The organism is Streptomyces sp. NPDC036815, assembly GCF_055609205.1.
This window is the reverse complement of sequence record NZ_JBVJPW010000003.1, coordinates 333,778-350,647: the sequence shown is the minus strand read 5'-3', so window position 1 is coordinate 350,647 and position 16,870 is coordinate 333,778. Positions and strand designations below refer to the sequence as shown.

20 protein-coding genes are annotated in these 16,870 nt (G+C 72.0%); 8 read left to right on the top strand and 12 right to left on the bottom strand.

Annotated elements, in window-relative coordinates; genetic code table 11:
- Window positions 1-26: 26 nt before the first annotated feature.
- Both ligD and ACZ69I_RS10380 read left to right on the top strand, forming a co-directional pair.
- Window positions 27-980 carry a non-homologous end-joining DNA ligase gene (gene ligD / locus ACZ69I_RS10385; RefSeq protein WP_470831442.1) on the top strand — a complete coding sequence of 318 codons (954 nt, stop codon included), beginning with the start codon at window positions 27-29 and terminating at the stop codon, window positions 978-980.
- 71 nt (window positions 981-1,051) lie between these two features.
- Window positions 1,052-1,630 (top strand): O-methyltransferase, encoded by a 579-nt coding sequence (locus ACZ69I_RS10380; protein WP_470831441.1) that lies wholly within the window; start codon window positions 1,052-1,054, stop codon window positions 1,628-1,630.
- 84 nt (window positions 1,631-1,714) lie between these two features.
- Here the strand turns inward: ACZ69I_RS10380 and ACZ69I_RS10375 are convergent, their stop codons facing one another.
- Entirely contained in the window at window positions 1,715-2,326 is a 612-nt protein-coding gene (locus tag ACZ69I_RS10375) for an RICIN domain-containing protein (protein WP_470831439.1), read from the bottom strand.
- A 229-nt stretch (window positions 2,327-2,555) separates the two neighbouring features.
- Here ACZ69I_RS10375 and ACZ69I_RS10370 point away from each other — a divergent pair, with 229 nt between their 5' ends.
- Together ACZ69I_RS10370 and ACZ69I_RS10365 are read left to right on the top strand one after the other, a co-directional pair.
- Window positions 2,556-3,500 carry an MBL fold metallo-hydrolase gene (locus ACZ69I_RS10370; RefSeq protein ID WP_470831438.1) on the top strand — a complete coding sequence of 315 codons (945 nt, stop codon included), beginning with the start codon at window positions 2,556-2,558 and terminating at the stop codon, window positions 3,498-3,500.
- Between the two features lie 141 nt (window positions 3,501-3,641).
- Window positions 3,642-4,247 (top strand): MmyB family transcriptional regulator, encoded by a 606-nt coding sequence (locus ACZ69I_RS10365; protein WP_470831437.1) that lies wholly within the window; start codon window positions 3,642-3,644, stop codon window positions 4,245-4,247.
- 106 nt (window positions 4,248-4,353) lie between these two features.
- Here ACZ69I_RS10365 and ACZ69I_RS10360 read toward each other — a convergent pair whose 3' ends face one another.
- Window positions 4,354-4,920, bottom strand: coding sequence for a type 1 glutamine amidotransferase domain-containing protein (locus tag ACZ69I_RS10360; RefSeq protein WP_470831435.1), 567 nt, complete (start codon window positions 4,918-4,920; stop codon window positions 4,354-4,356).
- 345 nt (window positions 4,921-5,265) lie between these two features.
- On the opposite strand from ACZ69I_RS10360, the gene ACZ69I_RS10355 reads away from it, so the two are divergent.
- Window positions 5,266-5,490 carry a hypothetical protein gene (locus ACZ69I_RS10355; RefSeq protein ID WP_470831433.1) on the top strand — a complete coding sequence of 75 codons (225 nt, stop codon included), beginning with the start codon at window positions 5,266-5,268 and terminating at the stop codon, window positions 5,488-5,490.
- Window positions 5,491-5,520: 30 nt separating this feature from the next.
- On the opposite strand, the gene ACZ69I_RS10350 is transcribed toward ACZ69I_RS10355, so the two are convergent.
- Window positions 5,521-5,874: a PRC-barrel domain containing protein gene (locus ACZ69I_RS10350; RefSeq protein ID WP_470831432.1), complete on the bottom strand. Its 354-nt coding sequence runs from the start codon at window positions 5,872-5,874 to the stop codon at window positions 5,521-5,523.
- A 242-nt stretch (window positions 5,875-6,116) separates the two neighbouring features.
- Between ACZ69I_RS10350 and ACZ69I_RS10345 the strand changes: the two genes are divergently transcribed.
- The 3 genes from ACZ69I_RS10345 to ACZ69I_RS10335 all read left to right on the top strand — a co-directional run bounded on the left by ACZ69I_RS10345 (window position 6,117) and on the right by ACZ69I_RS10335 (window position 7,633).
- Window positions 6,117-6,335 carry a hypothetical protein gene (locus ACZ69I_RS10345; protein ID WP_470831430.1) on the top strand — a complete coding sequence of 73 codons (219 nt, stop codon included), beginning with the start codon at window positions 6,117-6,119 and terminating at the stop codon, window positions 6,333-6,335.
- Between the two features lie 129 nt (window positions 6,336-6,464).
- Window positions 6,465-6,968, top strand: coding sequence for a nucleoside deaminase (locus ACZ69I_RS10340; RefSeq protein ID WP_470831429.1), 504 nt, complete (start codon window positions 6,465-6,467; stop codon window positions 6,966-6,968).
- The gene (locus ACZ69I_RS10335; protein ID WP_470831427.1) at window positions 6,965-7,633 is read left to right on the top strand and encodes a hypothetical protein; all 669 of its coding nucleotides are present in this window, start codon (window positions 6,965-6,967) and stop codon (window positions 7,631-7,633) included. Before ACZ69I_RS10340 ends, ACZ69I_RS10335 begins: the two co-directional genes overlap by 4 nt.
- Here ACZ69I_RS10335 and ACZ69I_RS10330 read toward each other — a convergent pair.
- The 9 genes from ACZ69I_RS10330 to ACZ69I_RS10290 form a co-directional block, all read right to left on the bottom strand.
- Window positions 7,609-8,739 carry a hypothetical protein gene (locus ACZ69I_RS10330; RefSeq protein ID WP_470831425.1) on the bottom strand — a complete coding sequence of 377 codons (1,131 nt, stop codon included), beginning with the start codon at window positions 8,737-8,739 and terminating at the stop codon, window positions 7,609-7,611. The two genes, ACZ69I_RS10335 and ACZ69I_RS10330, sit on opposite strands and share 25 nt — an antisense overlap.
- Window positions 8,740-8,839: 100 nt before the next feature.
- Window positions 8,840-9,379: a hypothetical protein gene (locus ACZ69I_RS10325; RefSeq protein ID WP_470831424.1), complete on the bottom strand. Its 540-nt coding sequence runs from the start codon at window positions 9,377-9,379 to the stop codon at window positions 8,840-8,842.
- Window positions 9,376-10,926: an ATP-binding protein gene (locus ACZ69I_RS10320; RefSeq protein WP_470831422.1), complete on the bottom strand. Its 1,551-nt coding sequence runs from the start codon at window positions 10,924-10,926 to the stop codon at window positions 9,376-9,378. The genes ACZ69I_RS10325 and ACZ69I_RS10320 overlap by 4 nt, the downstream gene beginning before the upstream one ends.
- On the bottom strand, window positions 10,923-11,675 hold the full coding sequence (locus ACZ69I_RS10315) for a response regulator (RefSeq protein WP_470831420.1): 753 nt from the start codon (window positions 11,673-11,675) through the stop codon (window positions 10,923-10,925). Before ACZ69I_RS10315 ends, ACZ69I_RS10320 begins: the two co-directional genes overlap by 4 nt.
- A 127-nt stretch (window positions 11,676-11,802) precedes the next feature.
- Complete coding sequence (locus ACZ69I_RS10310; protein WP_470831418.1) at window positions 11,803-13,065, bottom strand: acyltransferase family protein; 1,263 nt, start codon at window positions 13,063-13,065, stop codon at window positions 11,803-11,805.
- Window positions 13,066-13,161: 96 nt separating this feature from the next.
- Window positions 13,162-13,971 carry an SGNH/GDSL hydrolase family protein gene (locus tag ACZ69I_RS10305; protein ID WP_470831417.1) on the bottom strand — a complete coding sequence of 270 codons (810 nt, stop codon included), beginning with the start codon at window positions 13,969-13,971 and terminating at the stop codon, window positions 13,162-13,164.
- 123 nt (window positions 13,972-14,094) lie between these two features.
- A complete protein-coding gene (locus ACZ69I_RS10300; RefSeq protein WP_470831415.1) occupies window positions 14,095-15,045 on the bottom strand; it encodes a trypsin-like serine peptidase in 951 nt (316 codons plus the stop codon).
- Between the two features lie 131 nt (window positions 15,046-15,176).
- A complete protein-coding gene (hemC, locus tag ACZ69I_RS10295; protein ID WP_470831413.1) occupies window positions 15,177-16,112 on the bottom strand; it encodes a hydroxymethylbilane synthase in 936 nt (311 codons plus the stop codon).
- 187 nt (window positions 16,113-16,299) lie between these two features.
- Window positions 16,300-16,776, bottom strand: a complete 477-nt coding sequence (locus ACZ69I_RS10290; protein ID WP_470831412.1) for a GNAT family N-acetyltransferase — start codon at window positions 16,774-16,776, stop codon at window positions 16,300-16,302.
- Window positions 16,777-16,870: the final 94 nt, after the last annotated feature.

Sequence of the window (16,870 nt, the reverse complement as noted above, 5' to 3'; positions counted from 1 at the left end):
CCCGAATGGTGCGAGGGCTGACCACCATGGCCCCTCTGCCGCGCCTCGCCCCCATGCTCGCCACGTCCGGCTCGCTGCCGCCGTCCCGCACCGAACACCTGTGGAGCGCGGAGACCAAGTACGACGGGCAGCGCGCGCTGGTGTACCTGCCCGGCGACCGCACCATGGTCATCCGCTCGCGCTCGGGCGCGGACATCACGCCCGCCTACCCCGAACTGCACGCCCTGGCCGACGTACTGGGCGACGTACCGACGGTCCTCGACGGGGAGATCGTCGTACTCGACGAGGCGGGGCGTCCGGACTTCGAGCGCCTTCAGCCGCGCATGGGGCTGTCCGGCTCCCCGGCGAAGGCGGCCCGCCTCGCCGCCGGCGCCCCCGTGCACCTGGTCCTGTTCGACGTCCTGTTCCTGGCCGGTCAGGACCTGACCGGCCTGCCGTACGCCCGCCGCCGCGAGACCCTGGAGCAGCTGGTCGAGGCCGGACCGCGCTGGTCGGTCCCGCGCGCGGTCGTCGGGCACAGCGCTCGGACCCTGGAACTCGCCCGCGAGCACGGCCTGGAAGGCATCGTCCTCAAACGGCTCGACTCGGTCTACGAACCCGGCAGACGGTCACCGAACTGGGTCAAGATCCGCAACGTCCGCACCGTCGACGTGGTCGTCGGCGGCTGGCTGCCCGGCAACGGGCGCCTGACCGGGCTGCCCGGCGCGGTCCTCGTCGGCCAGTACCAGAACGGTGCCCTGTCCTACCGGGGCAGCGTGGGGACGGGCTGGAACGAACGCCAACGCACCGAACTCGCCCACCTCCTGAGCATCGCCGCCATGGACGAGTGCCCCTTCACCCCCGAACCGGCGGTGCCCGGCGCCCGGTGGGTCCTGCCGAGGCTGGTCGCCGAGGTCCGCTACACCGCCCTCACCCGGGCCGGCCTCCTGAGACACCCGGTCTGGCACCGACTGCGCCCGGACCTGGTACCCGAGGAGTGAACTCCCGTACGGCGTCCTTCAGTCGGCGTGGGCCGATAGCGTCATGCCCATGCAGAAGGGGAGGCTCGCTCATGACTGATACGGAAGAACGTGCGGCTCCGGCCCGAGTGGTGGCGGCGGAGCGCACCGCGTCCGAGACGGGTTTCGAGAAGAGCTGCATCCCTGAGGTGGGCAGGCTGCTCAGGCTGGCCGCCGCGGCGAAACCCGGCGGAGTCGTCGCGGAGAGCGGCACCGGCTCGGGAGTGGGCACCGCCTGGCTGCACAGTGGCCTGGCCGGAGCCGGTGCGCGTCTGGTCACCGTGGAGCGTGACGCGGGGCTCGCTCGTCGAGCGGCCGATCTCTTCGCGGACGACGCGCGGGTCAGCGTGCTCACGGGAGACTGGCGGCTGCTCGAGCAGCACGCCCCCTTCGACGTCTTCTTCTGCGACGGCGGGGGCAAGCGTGACGATCCTCAGGGGGCCGTCGAGTTGCTCGCTCCCGGCGGCATCCTCATCCTGGACGACTTCACCCCCTCGCCCGGTTGGCCGCCTCGTTTCGAGGGTGCGGTGGACGAGCTCCGGCTCTTCTACCTCACCCACCCGGCCCTGGAAGCCACGGAAGTGCTCACCACGCCGACCAGTTCGGCGGTGGTCGCGGTACGGCGTCTCTGACGGGGCGGGACAGACGCCGGGGCGGTGGCGAGGACGCCCCCGCCACCACCCCACCCCGTGCCTACAGGAGGAACTGAGGCCCTATCAGTCGATCGCCCAGAAGCGGTTGTTGGCCGCGTTGCTGCACGTGTACTGGATCAGGTCGGCGCCGTTGCCCGTGCTCGCGTTCCGTACGTTCACGCACTTGCCGCTCTTCGCGTTCCACAGCCGGTACTGGCCGTACTGGCTGTGGTACTGCAGGACCCACAGGCCGTTGTTCTGGTTGTTGCAGTCCCACTGGACCACCGGGGCCTTGTTCGCCGTGCTGCCGCCCTTCACGTTCATGCACAGCTTGCTGTTGTAGTTGACGACGTGGACCGTGGAGCCCGGCCCCTCGGTGAGGTACCACCAGTGGTGCCCCCTGCCGGTGCACGTCCACTGGTCGAGTCCCTTGCCCCTGGTCCTGCTGAGCCCCGGGACCTCGGCGCACTTCTTGGAGTGCGCGAACTTGAAGTAGTAGACGTTGTCGCCCGCGGCCGCCTTCGACTTGCCCGGCAGCCCGTCGACGGCGCTCCAGCCCGAGTCGGCGGCACGCGCGGTGTCGGACGGGGCGGGACCGGACGCGAGGGCGGCGTCGGCCATCGGTGCGAACGCGAGACCCGCGCCGACGGCGGCCGTGGCCGCGGCGAATGCCAACCGTTTCCTGCTCTGCGCCATGATTTTCCCCCAGTTTTGGTTGCTCCGTTGCTGCGGGCCCGGTCGCTCGGCCCGGTGCAGGAACATACGCAAGCGAAGGTTTCGTCACGTCCGACGAGAGGTGTGCATCCGCGTCAACCCTGGCGGTAGGGTGCCGGTCCCGTACGGCTGCGGTCGTAGCGTCACGGGTGTACGTGGCCAGGCCGGACCCGTCGGCGAGAGGGTCACGTGAATCGGTCAGAATGCGGACATGAACCTCCCAACGCAGCTCACCGAGATACCCGGCACCGATGGCCTCTACCTGTGGGCTCCGGAAGGCACGGGCCTTTGGGGCTACGCGAACTGTCTGTGGGTCATTTCGGGCCCCGACGCCGCCGTCATCGATACGCCGTACGACGGGCCGCTGACCCGGGCCATGATCTCCGCGGCTCGGCCCCGGCTCGGGGACCGCACCGTGGGGACCGTGGTCAACACCCATGCGAACGGTGATCACACCTTCGGCAACTTCCTGTTCCCCGATGCGGAGATCATCGCCACCCGCGCCGCGAAGGAGCACCTGCACCACGAGCCGACGCCGCAGGAAATGCACGCCCTTGTCAGCCAGTCGCCCGCGGATTCCCCTCTCGGCCGTTACCTCCGTGACCACTTCGGTGTCTTCGACTTCGCTTCCGCCCGACTGGCGGCGCCCACTTCGACCTTCTCCGGCCGTCACATGTTCGCCGTGGGGGACAAGGAGGTGGAGCTGATCGAGGTGGGACCGGCGCACCACGTCGGCGACCTGGTGGCTCGCATAGGAGATGTGGTCTGCACCGGCGACGTCTTCTTCCACGGCGACCACCCGCCGCACTGGGCGGGGCCGCTTCAGAACATCATCAATGCGTGCGAACTCGTTCTCGGCCTGAATCCGCGCGTCGTCATCCCCGGCCACGGGCGGCCGACGGATCAGGCCGGCCTGGCGGAGCACCTCGTCTATCTCCGCACGGCGCAGCGCGAGATACGCCTTCGCTTCGAAGCCGGAATGACCGCGGAGAAGGCGATGGACGACTTGTTCCAGCGCGGCTTCTACCCGGACCTGGGGCTGCCCGAACGCCTGATGATCGTGATCGCGGTCGAATACAGCCATCTCGCCGGTGCTTCGTCTTCCCCGACCGTTCTGGAACTCGCCGGTCGGGCGGCGGCCTGGTCTTACCGGTAGCCGGTAGCCAGTAGCACGCCGGGCTGACGCCGCATTCGGGGGCCACGCTCTCCCCGGGCCGCGGGCACAGGATCCGCACCTCGTGGGCCCGGGGTCCCGGAAGCGCGGCTTCCGGTGCTGGCTAGGCTTGCCGGACGGGCCATGACGGCACGGAGATCTACGAGCAACGCGGCGGGAGGAGACAGGCCAGTGCAGCCGGGTGCGCAGGACTCAGAAGCGACACGGATAGGGACGGTCTGGCGGACGGTCGTCGAAGGGGTCACGGGCGCCATGGCCTACATCGCCGACAAGCACTGGAACGTCAGGGCTTGCAACGCCGAGTTCAAGGCCCTCTTCCCGGGCGGCCGGCCTCCGTCCAACATCATGCGATGGATGCTGCTGGACGACCAGGCACGCGAGGGCACGCTGCTGAACTGGGCCGAGGACTGGGCCCGGGGAGCCTGCCCGGCCGTCAGACGGGCGGTCACGAACCACCCGGCCGACCCCACCCTGATCAACCTCGCACACGACGTCCGCCGCGACCCGGTCGCGGGCCCCATCTACCAGGCGACCGCGACTCTGCTTCCCCTGCACCCCGATGGAGCCGTGCGCCAGGTGAACCACGCGGAGAAGGGCCCGGGCTGGGTGATGGCGACCGCGGCCACGCCCCTGCCCGAAACGGCGGAGCAGTTCGTGATGATGCAGTACAGGCCGGGCCCCACCCGTCCCCACCAGCTACCACCGCTGTCTCGCTCCACGGCTTTGTGAGGATGCGCAGGGTGGGTTCACCCGTGTCATGAGCAACTCCCCACCGTGGGTGGGGAGTTGCCCCCGGCCCGCCGCTGCGCGCGGGCCCGGGGCGGACGCCCGGTCGTCAGCCCGCCGCGCCGAGCGTGCTGTCGATCTCCCGGAGGAAGTCCTCCAGGTCGTCGGGGGTACGGGAAGTGATCAGGTCCCAGTCGTTGGCACCGCAGTGCATGACGGCCTTGTCGACCCAGGTGCCCTTGGCGTTGCGGATGTCGGTGGCGACCGATGCGTACGACGTGAGGGTCTTGCCGTTGACGACATCCGCCTCGACCAGGAGCCACGGCCCGTGGCAGATCGCCGCCACCTTGCGGCCGGACTCCGCGAAGGAGCGGACCATCGAGACGGCGGTCCCGTCGAGCCGCAGGGAGTCCGCGTTGACCGTGCCGCCGGGGATCAGCAGCAGGTCGTACGAGGACGCGTCCGCGTCGGCCAGGGCGAGGTCCGGCTGGACGGTCTTGCCGGGGTCCTTGTCGCCGACGAGCGTGCGGATCTCCTCCGCCTTCACCGCGGCCACGTCGACGTGCGCGCCACGCTCACGCAGATGCTGCACCGGCACCACGAGCTCGTCCTGCTCGATCCCGTAGTTGGTGACGATCGCCAGAACGCGGTGGCCGTTCAGTGTGTTGTCAGCCATGACGTTGCCTTTCCTCTGGTGCTGTGCGTTTCGTACAGGGCTCTTCGAAGCCGATCGGACTCCCCGGCGGCCCCCTTCCTCAGCTCCCCACGCCGACGTGCAGCCGGACGGGTCGGCGACCGGAGTAACCGTGCAGAGGTTCGGGTGCCCTGGCCCCCCGGGAAGATTCGGGACCAATGGCCCCTACGTAGGGACTGAAGACCACCGGGGGTGTCCGAGGTCTCTCGAACGATAAAGACCTCCGGCATGTGCGGGCGACAGTGTCAAGATCACGGGCCGGTGTAGTCACCGCAACGAACAGGGCCGAGCCGGTGGCCTGGGGCCCGTCGCGTCGGTTGGACGGGCATGACGACTTCTGGTGGCGCCCGGCACGGCGCACAACTGCTCGGCGCCTACTGGCTCGATGCCCCGGACCAGGCACACGGCGAGCACTGCCTCTGCGGTGGGCCTCTGCGGGTGCAGGAACGGGCGCCGGGGCTGTTCACGGGGGCCGGCCTGCGAGGGCGCGTGTTCATGCTGACCGTGGCCACGGCGTCCATCGTCGCCGCGGCCCTGGCGGTGTCCCTGTGAGGTGAGCGGACGGGTGCGGTGACCGGCCGGTCAGTGGCCCGGCTCGGCCAGATAGTGCGCGTCGATCCGCGCGCGATATCCGGCGTCGGTGACCCGCAGGTCCCGGTCGAAGCGCGGGGCGCTCTTGACGACGTCCCTGGTGTGGGGCACGTACAGGGTGCGGTTCGGTTCGTCGGCGCGGGTGACGAAGCGGAGCGGCAGCAGCACCTTCTTGGTCAGCAGGGTGCCGCCGGTGTCGATGACGAGGTGGTCGGGCGCCACCTCCTCCGAGCAGGGGTCGACCTTGCCGACCGAGCCGTCGCTCGCCTCCACCGCCCAGCCGAGGAGGTCGGCGGGCGAGAGGTGCCGATCGGGGGTTCCGGGGGCCTGGCCGCTGTCGGTCATCGCTCTGATCCTCTCTGCCGTACACGGCATCCGTGGTGGGAACTCACCTGTCCGCGAAGGTGCGGACGAAACCTTCGGCAACGTGACCCGGAGCAGGCGGAGTTGCCCGCGTGGGGAGGGGGAACCGGCCGCGGCGGGCCGGCGCGTGTGACGACAGCCGTCGCGGGACCTTCACATTGTGGGGCCGTGAAGGCGTTCGAGTCGGGCAGGCGAAAGGGGACGCCGTGGGGAGGTCGCCGCCGATGCTTGTTGTCGCACTCTTGCTGTTGCCCGTCATGGGTCTGTTGCTGATCGGCATGGACCGGTTCGAAGACCGGTTGACCGGTGATCCCCCGCGGCGCGGCGCGCACCGTCGGCCGCATCTCCGGCTCGTCGTCGGGCACGGCCGCGCACGGCACCGGGAGGGGCCCGCGGCGGAACGTCACGACGAAGCGGAGGAACGCCGCGACGAGGCGGCCTGAGTTTCGGCGGCTGGGGAGCCGGGTCACGCACACTGAGGTGTCGGTACGGGAGGTCGAACCGAATCGACCCCGCCGACGCCCGACCGCGTACCGACCGCACTGCCCGTACGAACGCACCGGAGGCACGACATGGACTTCGTGCAACGCACCATCGACCTGGCCCGCCAGAACGTGCGGGACGGCGGCCGTCCGTTCGCCACCGTCATCGTCAAGGACGGCGAGATCGTCGCCGAACGCGCCAACCAGGTGGCGCAGACCCAAGACCCCACCGCCCACGCCGAGGTCCTGGCCGTCCGTGACGCCTGTACCCGGCTCGGCACCGAGCACCTGACCGGCGCCACCGTCTACGTCCTCGCGCAGCCGTGCCCGATGTGCCTGGGAGCGCTCTACTACTGCTCCCCGGACGAGATCGTCTTCGTCACGACCCGGGACGCCTACGCCCCGCACTACGTCGACGACCGCAAGTACTTCGAGCTGAGCACGTTCTACGACGAGTTCGCCAAGCCCTGGCAGGAGCGCCGCCTCCCGATGCGGCACGAGCCGCGGGACGGCGCTGTGGACGTCTTCCGGCAGTGGCAGGACCGCAACGGCGGTGACCGGCGGGTGCCGGGTGCGCCCGCCGCCGCCCGATGACACCGGCCCGGCCCGGCGCACGGCCCGAACGCCCGCGCTTCGACGGCTGGATCGCGGGCCTCGGCACCGCAACCGGCGTACGGCTGGTCGTCGGGTACTGGCCGCTGTCGCCCATGGGCCCGTTCGCCGACGTCATGGTGGAGCGGGCCGACGGACGGCGCGTGCTCCTCGCGCCGTCCGAGCGGGTGGCGGACTTCGTCGCGGCCACGTACCGGTTCGACGAGGTCGTCATCTGCCCCGTCGCCGTCGAGCCGGGGCGCGAGCGCTGGACCGTGGCGGCCGGACCGCTGCGGCTCACCTTCGCGCCCGGACCGTCCACCGTGCTGGGACGGCTGCTGCGCCTGGTTCCGGGGCGCCTGGCGACCAGCCCCGGATGGGCGGCGCTGTGCGACGTACCGGCCCGCCTCCTGATGCCGGGCGTACGGACCCGGGGCAGCGCGGGATCGGGGCGCCGCGAGTGGTACGCGGCCCGGGACCTGCGGGCGATCGCGACGGCGCACGCGACCTGGGACGGAACGGACCTGGGAGCGCTCGGGCCCGTCTGGCCCCCGGTCCGGTTCGGCTTCGGCTCCGTCCCCCGCAGGCCCTCCCTGACCCGCGTCGTCACCACGGTGGAACTCGAGCGCGAGCGGCCTCGGACTCAGGCGTCGAAGCGCTCGGTGTAGGCCTCGGTCGGCGGGGCGGGGGTGGGGCTCGTCATCCCCGCCGACCAGAACCCCGCGGTGCCGGGGACGGAGGTCACGTCACTGAGGTACGGGGCCGTCGCCGTTCCCGCCGGGCCCCGGACCACCGCCCAGCCCTCGCCCTCCCTGCGCAGGTACGTACTGCGGCTCTGGTCCTGGTAGTTCCAGCCCGATATCCAGGCCGCGCGCCCCTGCGCATCGGCGGCGATCCCGGTCAACGAACCGACGGTGAAGCCAGGTTGCACCTGGCTCCAGGCAGTGCCGTTCCAATGGGCGAGGACAGGGTTTCCGGGGCGCCCGGGCGGCCCGCCGACGCCGGCTTCGGTGCCGACGGCCCATACGTCGTCCGCGGCGGCGGCGTGCACGTCGCTGATGCTGAGGCGGGCACCCGTGATCGGGGGCAGGACCGTCCAGGCGCCGTCCCAGCGTGCGACGAGCCCGGACCATCCGCCGCCGGACGCCTGGTCGCCGCCGACCCAGACCTCGTTCGGCGTGCGCGGGACCACCCGGTAGAGGCTGGCGCTCGCCACCGGCAGTGGTGCCAGCCACCGCCACTGGTCGCCGTCCCGCCGCAGCAGTCGGGCGGCGCCGCCTCGTCTGCCGCAGATCCACAGCCGTGCGTCGCCGCCGACCGCCACCGACTCCAGGCCGACGTCCGCCTCGCCCCGGCCGGGGAACGTGGCCTCGCGCCAGGTGGCGCCGTCCCAGCGGAGCAGCGGGCTCGCGTCGCCGGAGGGCAGGCCGACGCTCCACGCCGCGGTGAGGCCGACGCAGGCGACGTCGCTCAGCCGTCCTGTGTAACTCAGGTGCGTCAGGTCGGACTTCGACCAGGTGCTGCCGTTCCAGCACATGGCGAGCGCCCTCCCCTGCGAGGACCCCGCGCGCGCCTCCTCACCGACGGCCCAGGCCAGCCGGGGCCCGGCCGCGGAGATGCGGCGCAGCTGGGCGGCCGGGGTGCTGCCGGGCGCCGGAACGGCCTGCCACCGGGCGGTACGGAGCGCGGATGCGGCGGCCCGGACCGGGCCCGGACCGAGCGCGAGCCCGGCGACCGCGCCGACCGCCCCCGTCACAAATCGTCTGCGTCTCACTGTTGGTCCCTTCCTCGGGTAGGAGGACCAACGGTGGAGGGCCAGCGGACCGCGGACTAGGCACACACGAGACAAATCCGCACGGTCCGTGCGGGACGCGTCACTCCCGCGCCTGCGGATGAGCGTTGCCGTCGGCGCCGCAGCGTGCGGTCCACGGGGTCGCGGAGCTGCCGAGGTTCTCGTGGAATCGGACGTCCACGTCGGTGGGGCGCCGGTCGCCGGGAACGTCGGCGTGCGCGGCCGTGCAGGTCAGCTGGCTGACCGCCGCGACGTCCAGTTCCGCGATGTTCACGGGCAGGTAGATGTCGACCGTGCCGGAGGACGCGGTCGCGGTGAGGCGTCCGTTCATCGAGGGGACCTCGCTGATCAGGCCGCGTTCCCGCTCCGCGTCGGTGGGGCCTTCCAGGAGGAGGCCGAGGGCCTGCTGCGGGGTGAGCGGGCGATCGGTGGGGCGGGCGGTGGCGCGCAGGCCGTAGGGGCCCACGAAGTAGAGGCGGGCGTGGTCGGCGATCGTGCCCGGCCGTTGGATGCCGGAGGCCGGGGCGCCCGCCCACTCGGGGCCGGTCGGGGTGACACCGCAGCCCGCCGCCAGGAACAGGAGCCCGGCGAGCAGCGGCAGGAGAGGGAGGCGTTTCCTCATGGGCGGTCCTCCGCGGCGGCTCCGGGACGATGGGGCTCGGGACGTGTGGGCTCGGGGCGGTCGGGCCCGGAGCCGTCGGTCTCAGGGCTGGAGAGGGGGAGCGCGAAGGTGAACTCGGCCCCGCCGCCGGGCGAGTTGGCGGCGGTCAGGGCGCTGTCGTGCAGGCGGACGTTCTCCGCGGCGATGGCGAGGCCGAGACCGCTGCCCTCGGACCGGGTACGGGCCGCGTCGGCTTTGTAGAAGCGGTCGAAGACATGCGGCAGTACGTCCTCGGGGATGCCGGGACCGTGGTCGGTGACCGTCACGACGACCGTGCCGTCGCCGGGCTCCGGGTCCGGCCGCGCCCGGACGACGACCGGGGGAGCGCCGTGCCGCAGCCCGTTGCCGATCAGGTTGGCCAGCACGACGTCGACGCGCCGTGGGTCCACGGAGACCCGTACGTCGTCGGGCACGTCCACCGCGACCTGTCCCGGCGGCAGGTGCCAGCCCCGTAGCTGGACGGTCTTCTCCACCAGGGTGCGCAGGGTGACGTCGTCCGGATGCAGGGCCGCGGCGCCCGCGTCGAAGCGGGAGACCTCCATCAGGTCTTCCACCATGCGGGCCAGCTTCCGGGTCTCGCCGCTGATCAGGAGGACGGCGTCGGCGGTGTCCGGCGGCAGGGCGCCGCTGTGCGCGTCCTCGTCGAGGACCTCGGTCACCGCGGACATGGCGGCCAGCGGGGTGCGCAGTTCGTGCGCCACGTCGGCGGCGAAGCGGCGCGCGGTCGCCTCCATGCGGCGCAGCTCGGCGTCGTCCTCCTCCAGGTGCGTCGCCATCGTGTTGAAGGTTCTGGTGAGGTCGGACAGTTCGTCGTGGCCGGTCACCGGGAGGCGGGTGCCGAGTTCGCCCGACGCGATCTGCTCGGCGCCGTTGCGCAGGCCCCGTACGGGGCGCAGGACGCGGCGCGCCGCGAACAGGGCCGGGAACAGGGCGATGACGAGGGCGGGGACGGCACCCGCTTCCGCGGCGGTGACCAGGGCGGAGATGTCGGCCTTGTCGCCGTCCAGGGAGAAGTCGGCGTACACGACCAGGCCGGACGCGGCACGCTCTTCGCCGGGCTCGGCGGCGTAGAGGACGGGCATGCCGATGACGAGCCAGGGGGAGCCGCCCCGCTCGATCCGCTGGCGGACGACCGTGTCCGTCCGGTCCGCCACGGCGGCGCGCAGCACGGCAGGCACGGCGGTGCGCTGTCCGGTGCCCGGAGCGGTGACCGGCGGGCCGCTCCGGTAGGACGCCGCGGTGCGCCAGTCGCGGGAGGCACCGGCCCGGTCCAGTTGCAGGGTGAAGTTGCGCAGGTCCCGGGTGCTCGGCGGAAAGGGCAGGTCGGGGGCGAGGGACCCGACCTGGGCGCGCAGGTCGCGCACCGCGTTGTCCTGCGTACGGTCGAGAATCGCGGAGCGTGCCTGCCGGAACGTGAGCGCGGCGGTGATCAGCGCGCTGAGCGCGGACACGAGCAGGAACGCGACGACGAGGCGGACGCGCAGGCCTCGGGGCGGACGCGGCCTCACGACGCGCCGTCCTCCTGCCGTGGTGGGCCCTCCGGTACGGGCACGGGACCGAAGCGGTAGCCGAAGCCCCGTACCGTCTGGATGTACACCGGGCGGCGTGGGTCGTCCTCGACCTTGCCTCGCAGCCGCATCACGCAGGCGTCGACGAGCCGCGCGTCGCCGTAGAAGCTGTGCTCCCAGACCTGTTCCAGCAGATGCTGGCGGCTGAAGACCTGGCCCGGCGCGGCGGACAGGAAGAGCAGCAGCTTCAACTCGGAAGGGGCGAGGGTCAGTTCACGGCCGTCCTTGGACACGAGCAGGGCGCTCCGGTCCACCGCGAGGGCGCCGTGGAGCTCCAGGGCGCCGTGCCCGGTCCGGCCGGGGGCGGTGGCGGTCGCGGGGTCCTGGGGGACGACCCGCCGCAGGACCGCCTTCATCCGGGCCTCGATGACCTCGCCGCTGGCCGGTTTGACGATGTAGTCGTCCGCGCCCGCCTCAAGACCCACGACGAGATCGATGTCGTCGCCCCGCGCGGAGAGGATGATGATCGGCAGTTGCCGGGTCTCGCGGATGCGGCGGCACACCTCGAGGCCGGACATGCCGGGCAGCATCAGATCGAGCAGCACCAGATCGGGCCGGAAGCGCTCCAGAGTGAGCAGCCCGGTCTCGCCGCTCGCCGCCACCTCCAGTTCGTGACCCCGGCGCCGCAGCGCGAGCGACACCCCTTTCTGTACCGCGGGATCGTCCTCGATCAGCAGAACTCGTGACATCGGGATGTGCTCGTCTCCAGGTTCGGTGCGGGACTCAGGTCCGGGCGATTGCTTTGGCTTCGTGCTCTGGCACTCGTGTGCCTGTCTCTGTGATTTTGACCCACTTTCTAGCTGATTGTCGCCCACCTCAGCCGTCGTCGGTGAGCCGGGTGACGTCCACGGAACCGACCCCGGCCCGCGGTTCGGGGATGACCGCCCACAGGGCGACGAGCGCGGCGAGGACGGCCACCAGCGCGAGTGCCCCGGTGCGGCCGTGCGCCCAGCGGGCCCGGAACCGGACGGGGTCCTCGACCAGGTACTTGGAGAGCGCGGCGGCCGCGACGGAGACGCCGATGACGATCGCGGTGCGGTCCCAGCCCGCCGTGCCCAGGCGTTCCTCGCTCAGCAGGACGTAGAGGGGCCAGTGCCACAGATAGAGGCTGTACGAGATCGCGCCGAACCAGCGCAGCGGGGCGGCGCCGACGACCCGGCCCACGCGGCCGTCCGGGGCCTGGGCGAGACAGCCGATGAGGAGGGCGGCGGCCAGCGCGTGGAGGAACAACCCGCCCCGGAACAGGGAGGGGGAGTTCTGACCGTCGGCCAGGACCCAGTAGGCGGCGATGCCCACGGCGAGCACCGGCGCGGCCCAGGACGTGACCCGTGACCCCGCCCGCGCCAGCAGGCGGGTGGCGGGCCCGGTCGCCATCAGCGCGCCGAGCAGCAGCGAGAAGGCCCGGGTGTCCGTGCCCTCGTACACGCGCGTCGTGTCGACGGGCCCGGTGAGGGCGATCATGAGGGCCAGCGAGACGGCCGCCCCGGCGGCGGCCACGACCGCGACGGCCCGCCCGCCCCGGGCCGCACCGTCCCGGCGTCGGCCGCGCGCCAGCAGCCATACGACAGGCGGCCAGACGAGGTAGAACTGCTCCTCGACCGCGATGCTCCACAAGTGGCTGAACACCCGGGTGTCGGCGGAGTCCCAGTAGCCGACCTGGTCGGCGATGAAGTGCCAGTTCGCGACGTTGCCAAGGACCCAAGGGGTGTCATCGAGACCGAACCGCAGCAGGGTCACCGACCCGAAGCCCCACACCAGGAGCAGCGTCCCCGCCACCGTCACGGCCAGGGCGGGCAGCAGGCGGCGGGCGCGCCGCCCCCAGAAGGCGAGCAGGTCGACGCGGCCGTCGCGGGCCGCCTCCTTCAGCAGCAGGCCGGTGATGAGGAACCCGGACAGCACGAAGAACAGGTCCACGCCGAGGAAGCCGCCACTGAACCGGCCGGCGTGGAAGAACAGCACGCCGAGGACGGCCAGGCCACGCAGACCGTCCAGAGGCGCGATGTGACGCCTGCCGGGAGTCGGCGCGGGGGCGGGCCGTCGGTGCGACGTGAGGGCGGCAGGGGTGGCGTGCGCGGGCATGGGGTTCCTTGCGGGCGGCCTGGGGCCCGGTGCGGGCCCCACGCGATCGACGTTCCGGCTCGGCGTACGAGGGCGGACAGGCGCCCGCCGTACGGGCTACTTGCAGCCCAGCGGGCCGTAGACCTTGTCACCGGTCCACGATCCGGTGGCCCACCGGTCGGCCGGGGCGGGCGTGAAGGAGTACTGCTTGCCCAGCTCCTTGGTCAGCCACTGCGCGAAGGCCGCGGCGCCCTGCTGGCAGGTGTGGATGCCGTCCTTGCTGCGCTGGGCCTTGGGCGCGGTGCCGTCGCGGCCCCACAGGGCGGCGGAATCGAGGAAGTGCACAGTGTCCCCGTGCTTGGCGGCCACGTCCTGGGCCGACTTGGGCGCGGACTTGATCTCCGCCGCGTGCGGCTTGTAGAAGTCGTCGATCTTGAAGGGCGGCGCCGTGACGATGACGAGCTCGGCACCCGCGTCGCTGACCGTCTTGGCCAGCTTCTCGTAGCCGGCGCGCTGTTCGGCGGGCTTGCCCCAGTCGTACGTGGTGATCTGGTAGGCCACGACGTCCGGCTTGAAGGACGTGAGCTCCTTGGGCAGCTGCTCCCAGGTGGGCTCGGCGATCTCTCCGGTGACGCCGCCGCCGCCGTCGGCCGCCATCGACTTGAACGGCGCGTCGCCCGCCTTCAGCGCCGCGCCGAGCGCCGGGGCCTCGGCCCCCGCGATGGAGTCGCCCATCCACAGGACCCTGGGCGCGTTCGTGTTCTTGTGGCCGTCGGCGGACGCCTTGCCGCTGTCGGCTTCGGCGCCGCTCCCGCCGCCGCCACAGGCGGCGAGAGCAACGACGCCCACGGCGGCGACGAGAGCGACCGCTGCGGTGCGCCACACGGGGCGCCGGGGGCTGGGGAAGGGAGTGTTCTCGGTGTTCATGTCGTCCAGCAGACCCCCCGGAACCGGGGTTCGGGGGCCCTGTCATCGTTTCATCATCCACCGCGAGAACTCTCGTCACACGCGACGAGGAACCCCGTCACACAGCCGCCCCCCGGTGCCGCGTCAGAGCTGCTGCGCCCGGTCGTACACCTTCTCGGCCGTGGCTCCCCAGACCTCTCCGTACATCTTCGTCGGCGTCAGGGAGTCCAGCGAGCTGTTGACCGAGACCACGACGCCCTTGCCGGTGGTGGCGTCGAAGTCGGCCATCCACGGGCCGCCGCTCGAGCCGCCGCTCATGTCGCAGGGGATGAACTGCGTGCCGTGCTCCTTCTTCGCCGTACCGACACAGCGCAGAAGCTGTTCGCCGAGCTGCGGGCGGGTCGCGGAGTAGCCGAACGAGGAGATGGTGCCGCCGACGGGACGGTTGAAGGCGACGGCCTGGCTGCCCACGGCGGAGGTGAGCTTCCTGCCGTCCTTGCCGGCGTCGACGGTCAGGGCGGACATGTCGTCGGCGGAGTCCTCCTCCCAGGCGCGCGGGGTCACGGCCTGGCGGACCGCGAACGCGCCGTACGGCGCCCTTCCCTTGCTGTAACCAGGGACGAACACCATCGACATGTTGGTGTTGACGGGCGAGGAGCCACGGCGCACGCAGTGGGCCGCGGTCATCACGGCGGACCGGTTGGCGCTCTTCACGGCGGTGGCCGTGCACCAGGTGTCGGCGCCGCTCGCGTTGACGAAGAAGAGCCGTCCCACGGTCTTCAGGGCGGTGCCGCGCCACGGCTTGGCCAGCGGCCCGGTGGGCCCGAGGTCCACGGACTTCCCGACGGCCTTCATCCGGGCGGGAGTCCAGTAGGCGAGCGCTTCCCGGCGTTCCTGGGCGGTGTACTTCAAGACGGAGATCGGACCGGCCGCGGCCGCGGCGGTCGGGGCGGCGGGCACCCGGTCGGGCGCGGCCGTCGCGGGCACGGAGGCGGCGAGGGCGCAGACCGCACCGGCGACGGCAAGTCCCGCGGCGCGACGGCGAAGAGGCCGGTTCGTGGACACGGATCTCATCGGCGCGGATCTCTTGAGCATGTGGCTGACTCCTCGACAGGTACGGGCGGCAAAAGGGGCTGTCGGCCCGTCGTGCAAGAGGGGAGGAGCCGTCCGCGCGGTTGGCGCTGTCGACGAGCTGTGACACAAACGGCCAACGCCTGCCCTTCGGTTCAGTGGGCGATGCCGTCGATCAGCTCCCTGGCGCCCTGGCGCAGCAGCGCGACGGCCACGGACGTGCCGAGCGTCGCGGGGTCGAGTGGGCCCGCCCACTCGTGCGCGTTGAGCACCGTCTTGCCGTCGGGCGTGAACACACAGGCGCGCAGCGACAGGTCGCCGCCGCGTTCCGAGCGGGCGAACCCGGCGATCGGCGAGTTGCAGTGGCCCTGGAGCACGTGCAGGAACATGCGCTCGGCGGTCGCCTCCCGCCAGGCGTCCTTGTCGCCGAGATCCGTGACGGCGTCGATGGTGGCCGTGTCGTCCTCGCGACACTGCAGGGCGAGGATGCCCGCCCCGATCGGCGGGCACATCGTCTCCACCGACAGGATCTCGCTGGCCAGGTCGGGGCGGCCGATGCGGTCGAGGCCGGACTGGGCGAGCAGCAGCGCGTCGGCGTCACCGGCGGCGAGCTTCGCCAGCCTGCGGCCCGCGTTGCCGCGCATCGGGACGCACTCCAACTCCGGGTGGGAGGCGGCGAGCTGCGCCACGCGGCGGACCGAGGACGTGCCGATACGGGTCCCCGCGGGCAACTCGTCGAGGGTGAGCCCCTCGGGGTGGATGAGGGCGTCCCGGATGTCGTCCCGCTTGAGGAACGCGGCGAACGTGGTGCCCGCGGGGAGCGGCCGGTCCGCGGGCACGTCCTTGACGCAGTGCACCGCGAGGTCCGCCTCGCCGGCGAGCAGCGCGGCGTCGACCTCCTTGGTGAACGCTCCCTTGCCGCCGAGCGCCGCCAGATCGCCCATCCAGCGGTCCCCGGAGGTGGTGACCGGCACGACCTCGGTGCGGATGCCGGGGTGCAGCACGGCGAGTTCGGTGTGGACGCGCTCCACCTGGGCAAGGGCCATGGGGGAGGAGCGGGAGACGATGCGGATGAGCTCAGGAACGGACATGTGGTCCACGATACGGGCTTCGAGGGTGCGCCTCGGACAGGCGTCCAACTCAGCAAGAAACCGAATACATGGGCGAGTTGGGGCCCGGAGGGAGGGGCCCGACGACCGCGGGTTCCTGCCCGGTGGGCGTTTCGGGGGCACGGCGTGAGGCGTGGCTCCCGTCGCCCGACATCGTCCCCTGCCCCCGCTACCCGCCGACCTCGCGCACGAACAGGGTCACGGACACCGTCGCCTCGAAGCCGTTGCGCCGCATCAGGGTGGCCGACGCGGTGTTGCGGGACTCCACATCGGTGACGACAGTGCTCGCGCCCGCCTCCGTGAGCGTCGCGCAGCAGGCCTTCACGAGGCGGCTCGCGATGCCCTGCCCCTGGTATTCGGGGGCGCTCGCGATCCACTCCAGGTTGCCCCAGTCGGCGCGCTGGTCGAACCCCATCGAACCGAGGACGAATCCGGCGAGGCGCCGGTCGCCGTCCAGCGCGACCCAGCAGGCGGACGATTCGTTGTCCACGTGCCGGGCGATCGCGGAGAGCGACCAGGACGTGTACGGCTTCACGGACGTGTCGTAGACCCGGCGGCCCAGGGCGAGGACATCGGCCAGATGGGTGGCCGTCAGCGGTTCCAGGACGATCGACGCCGAACGCTCCGGCGCGGCGGGGCTGGACATGGGGCCTCCCAGGGAGCGGGCGCGGCGCCGGGCCGTGGCCGCGCGCACCTCACGCTATGAGGCGGCCGGTGCCCGCGCACGCCGAAAGCCGCCG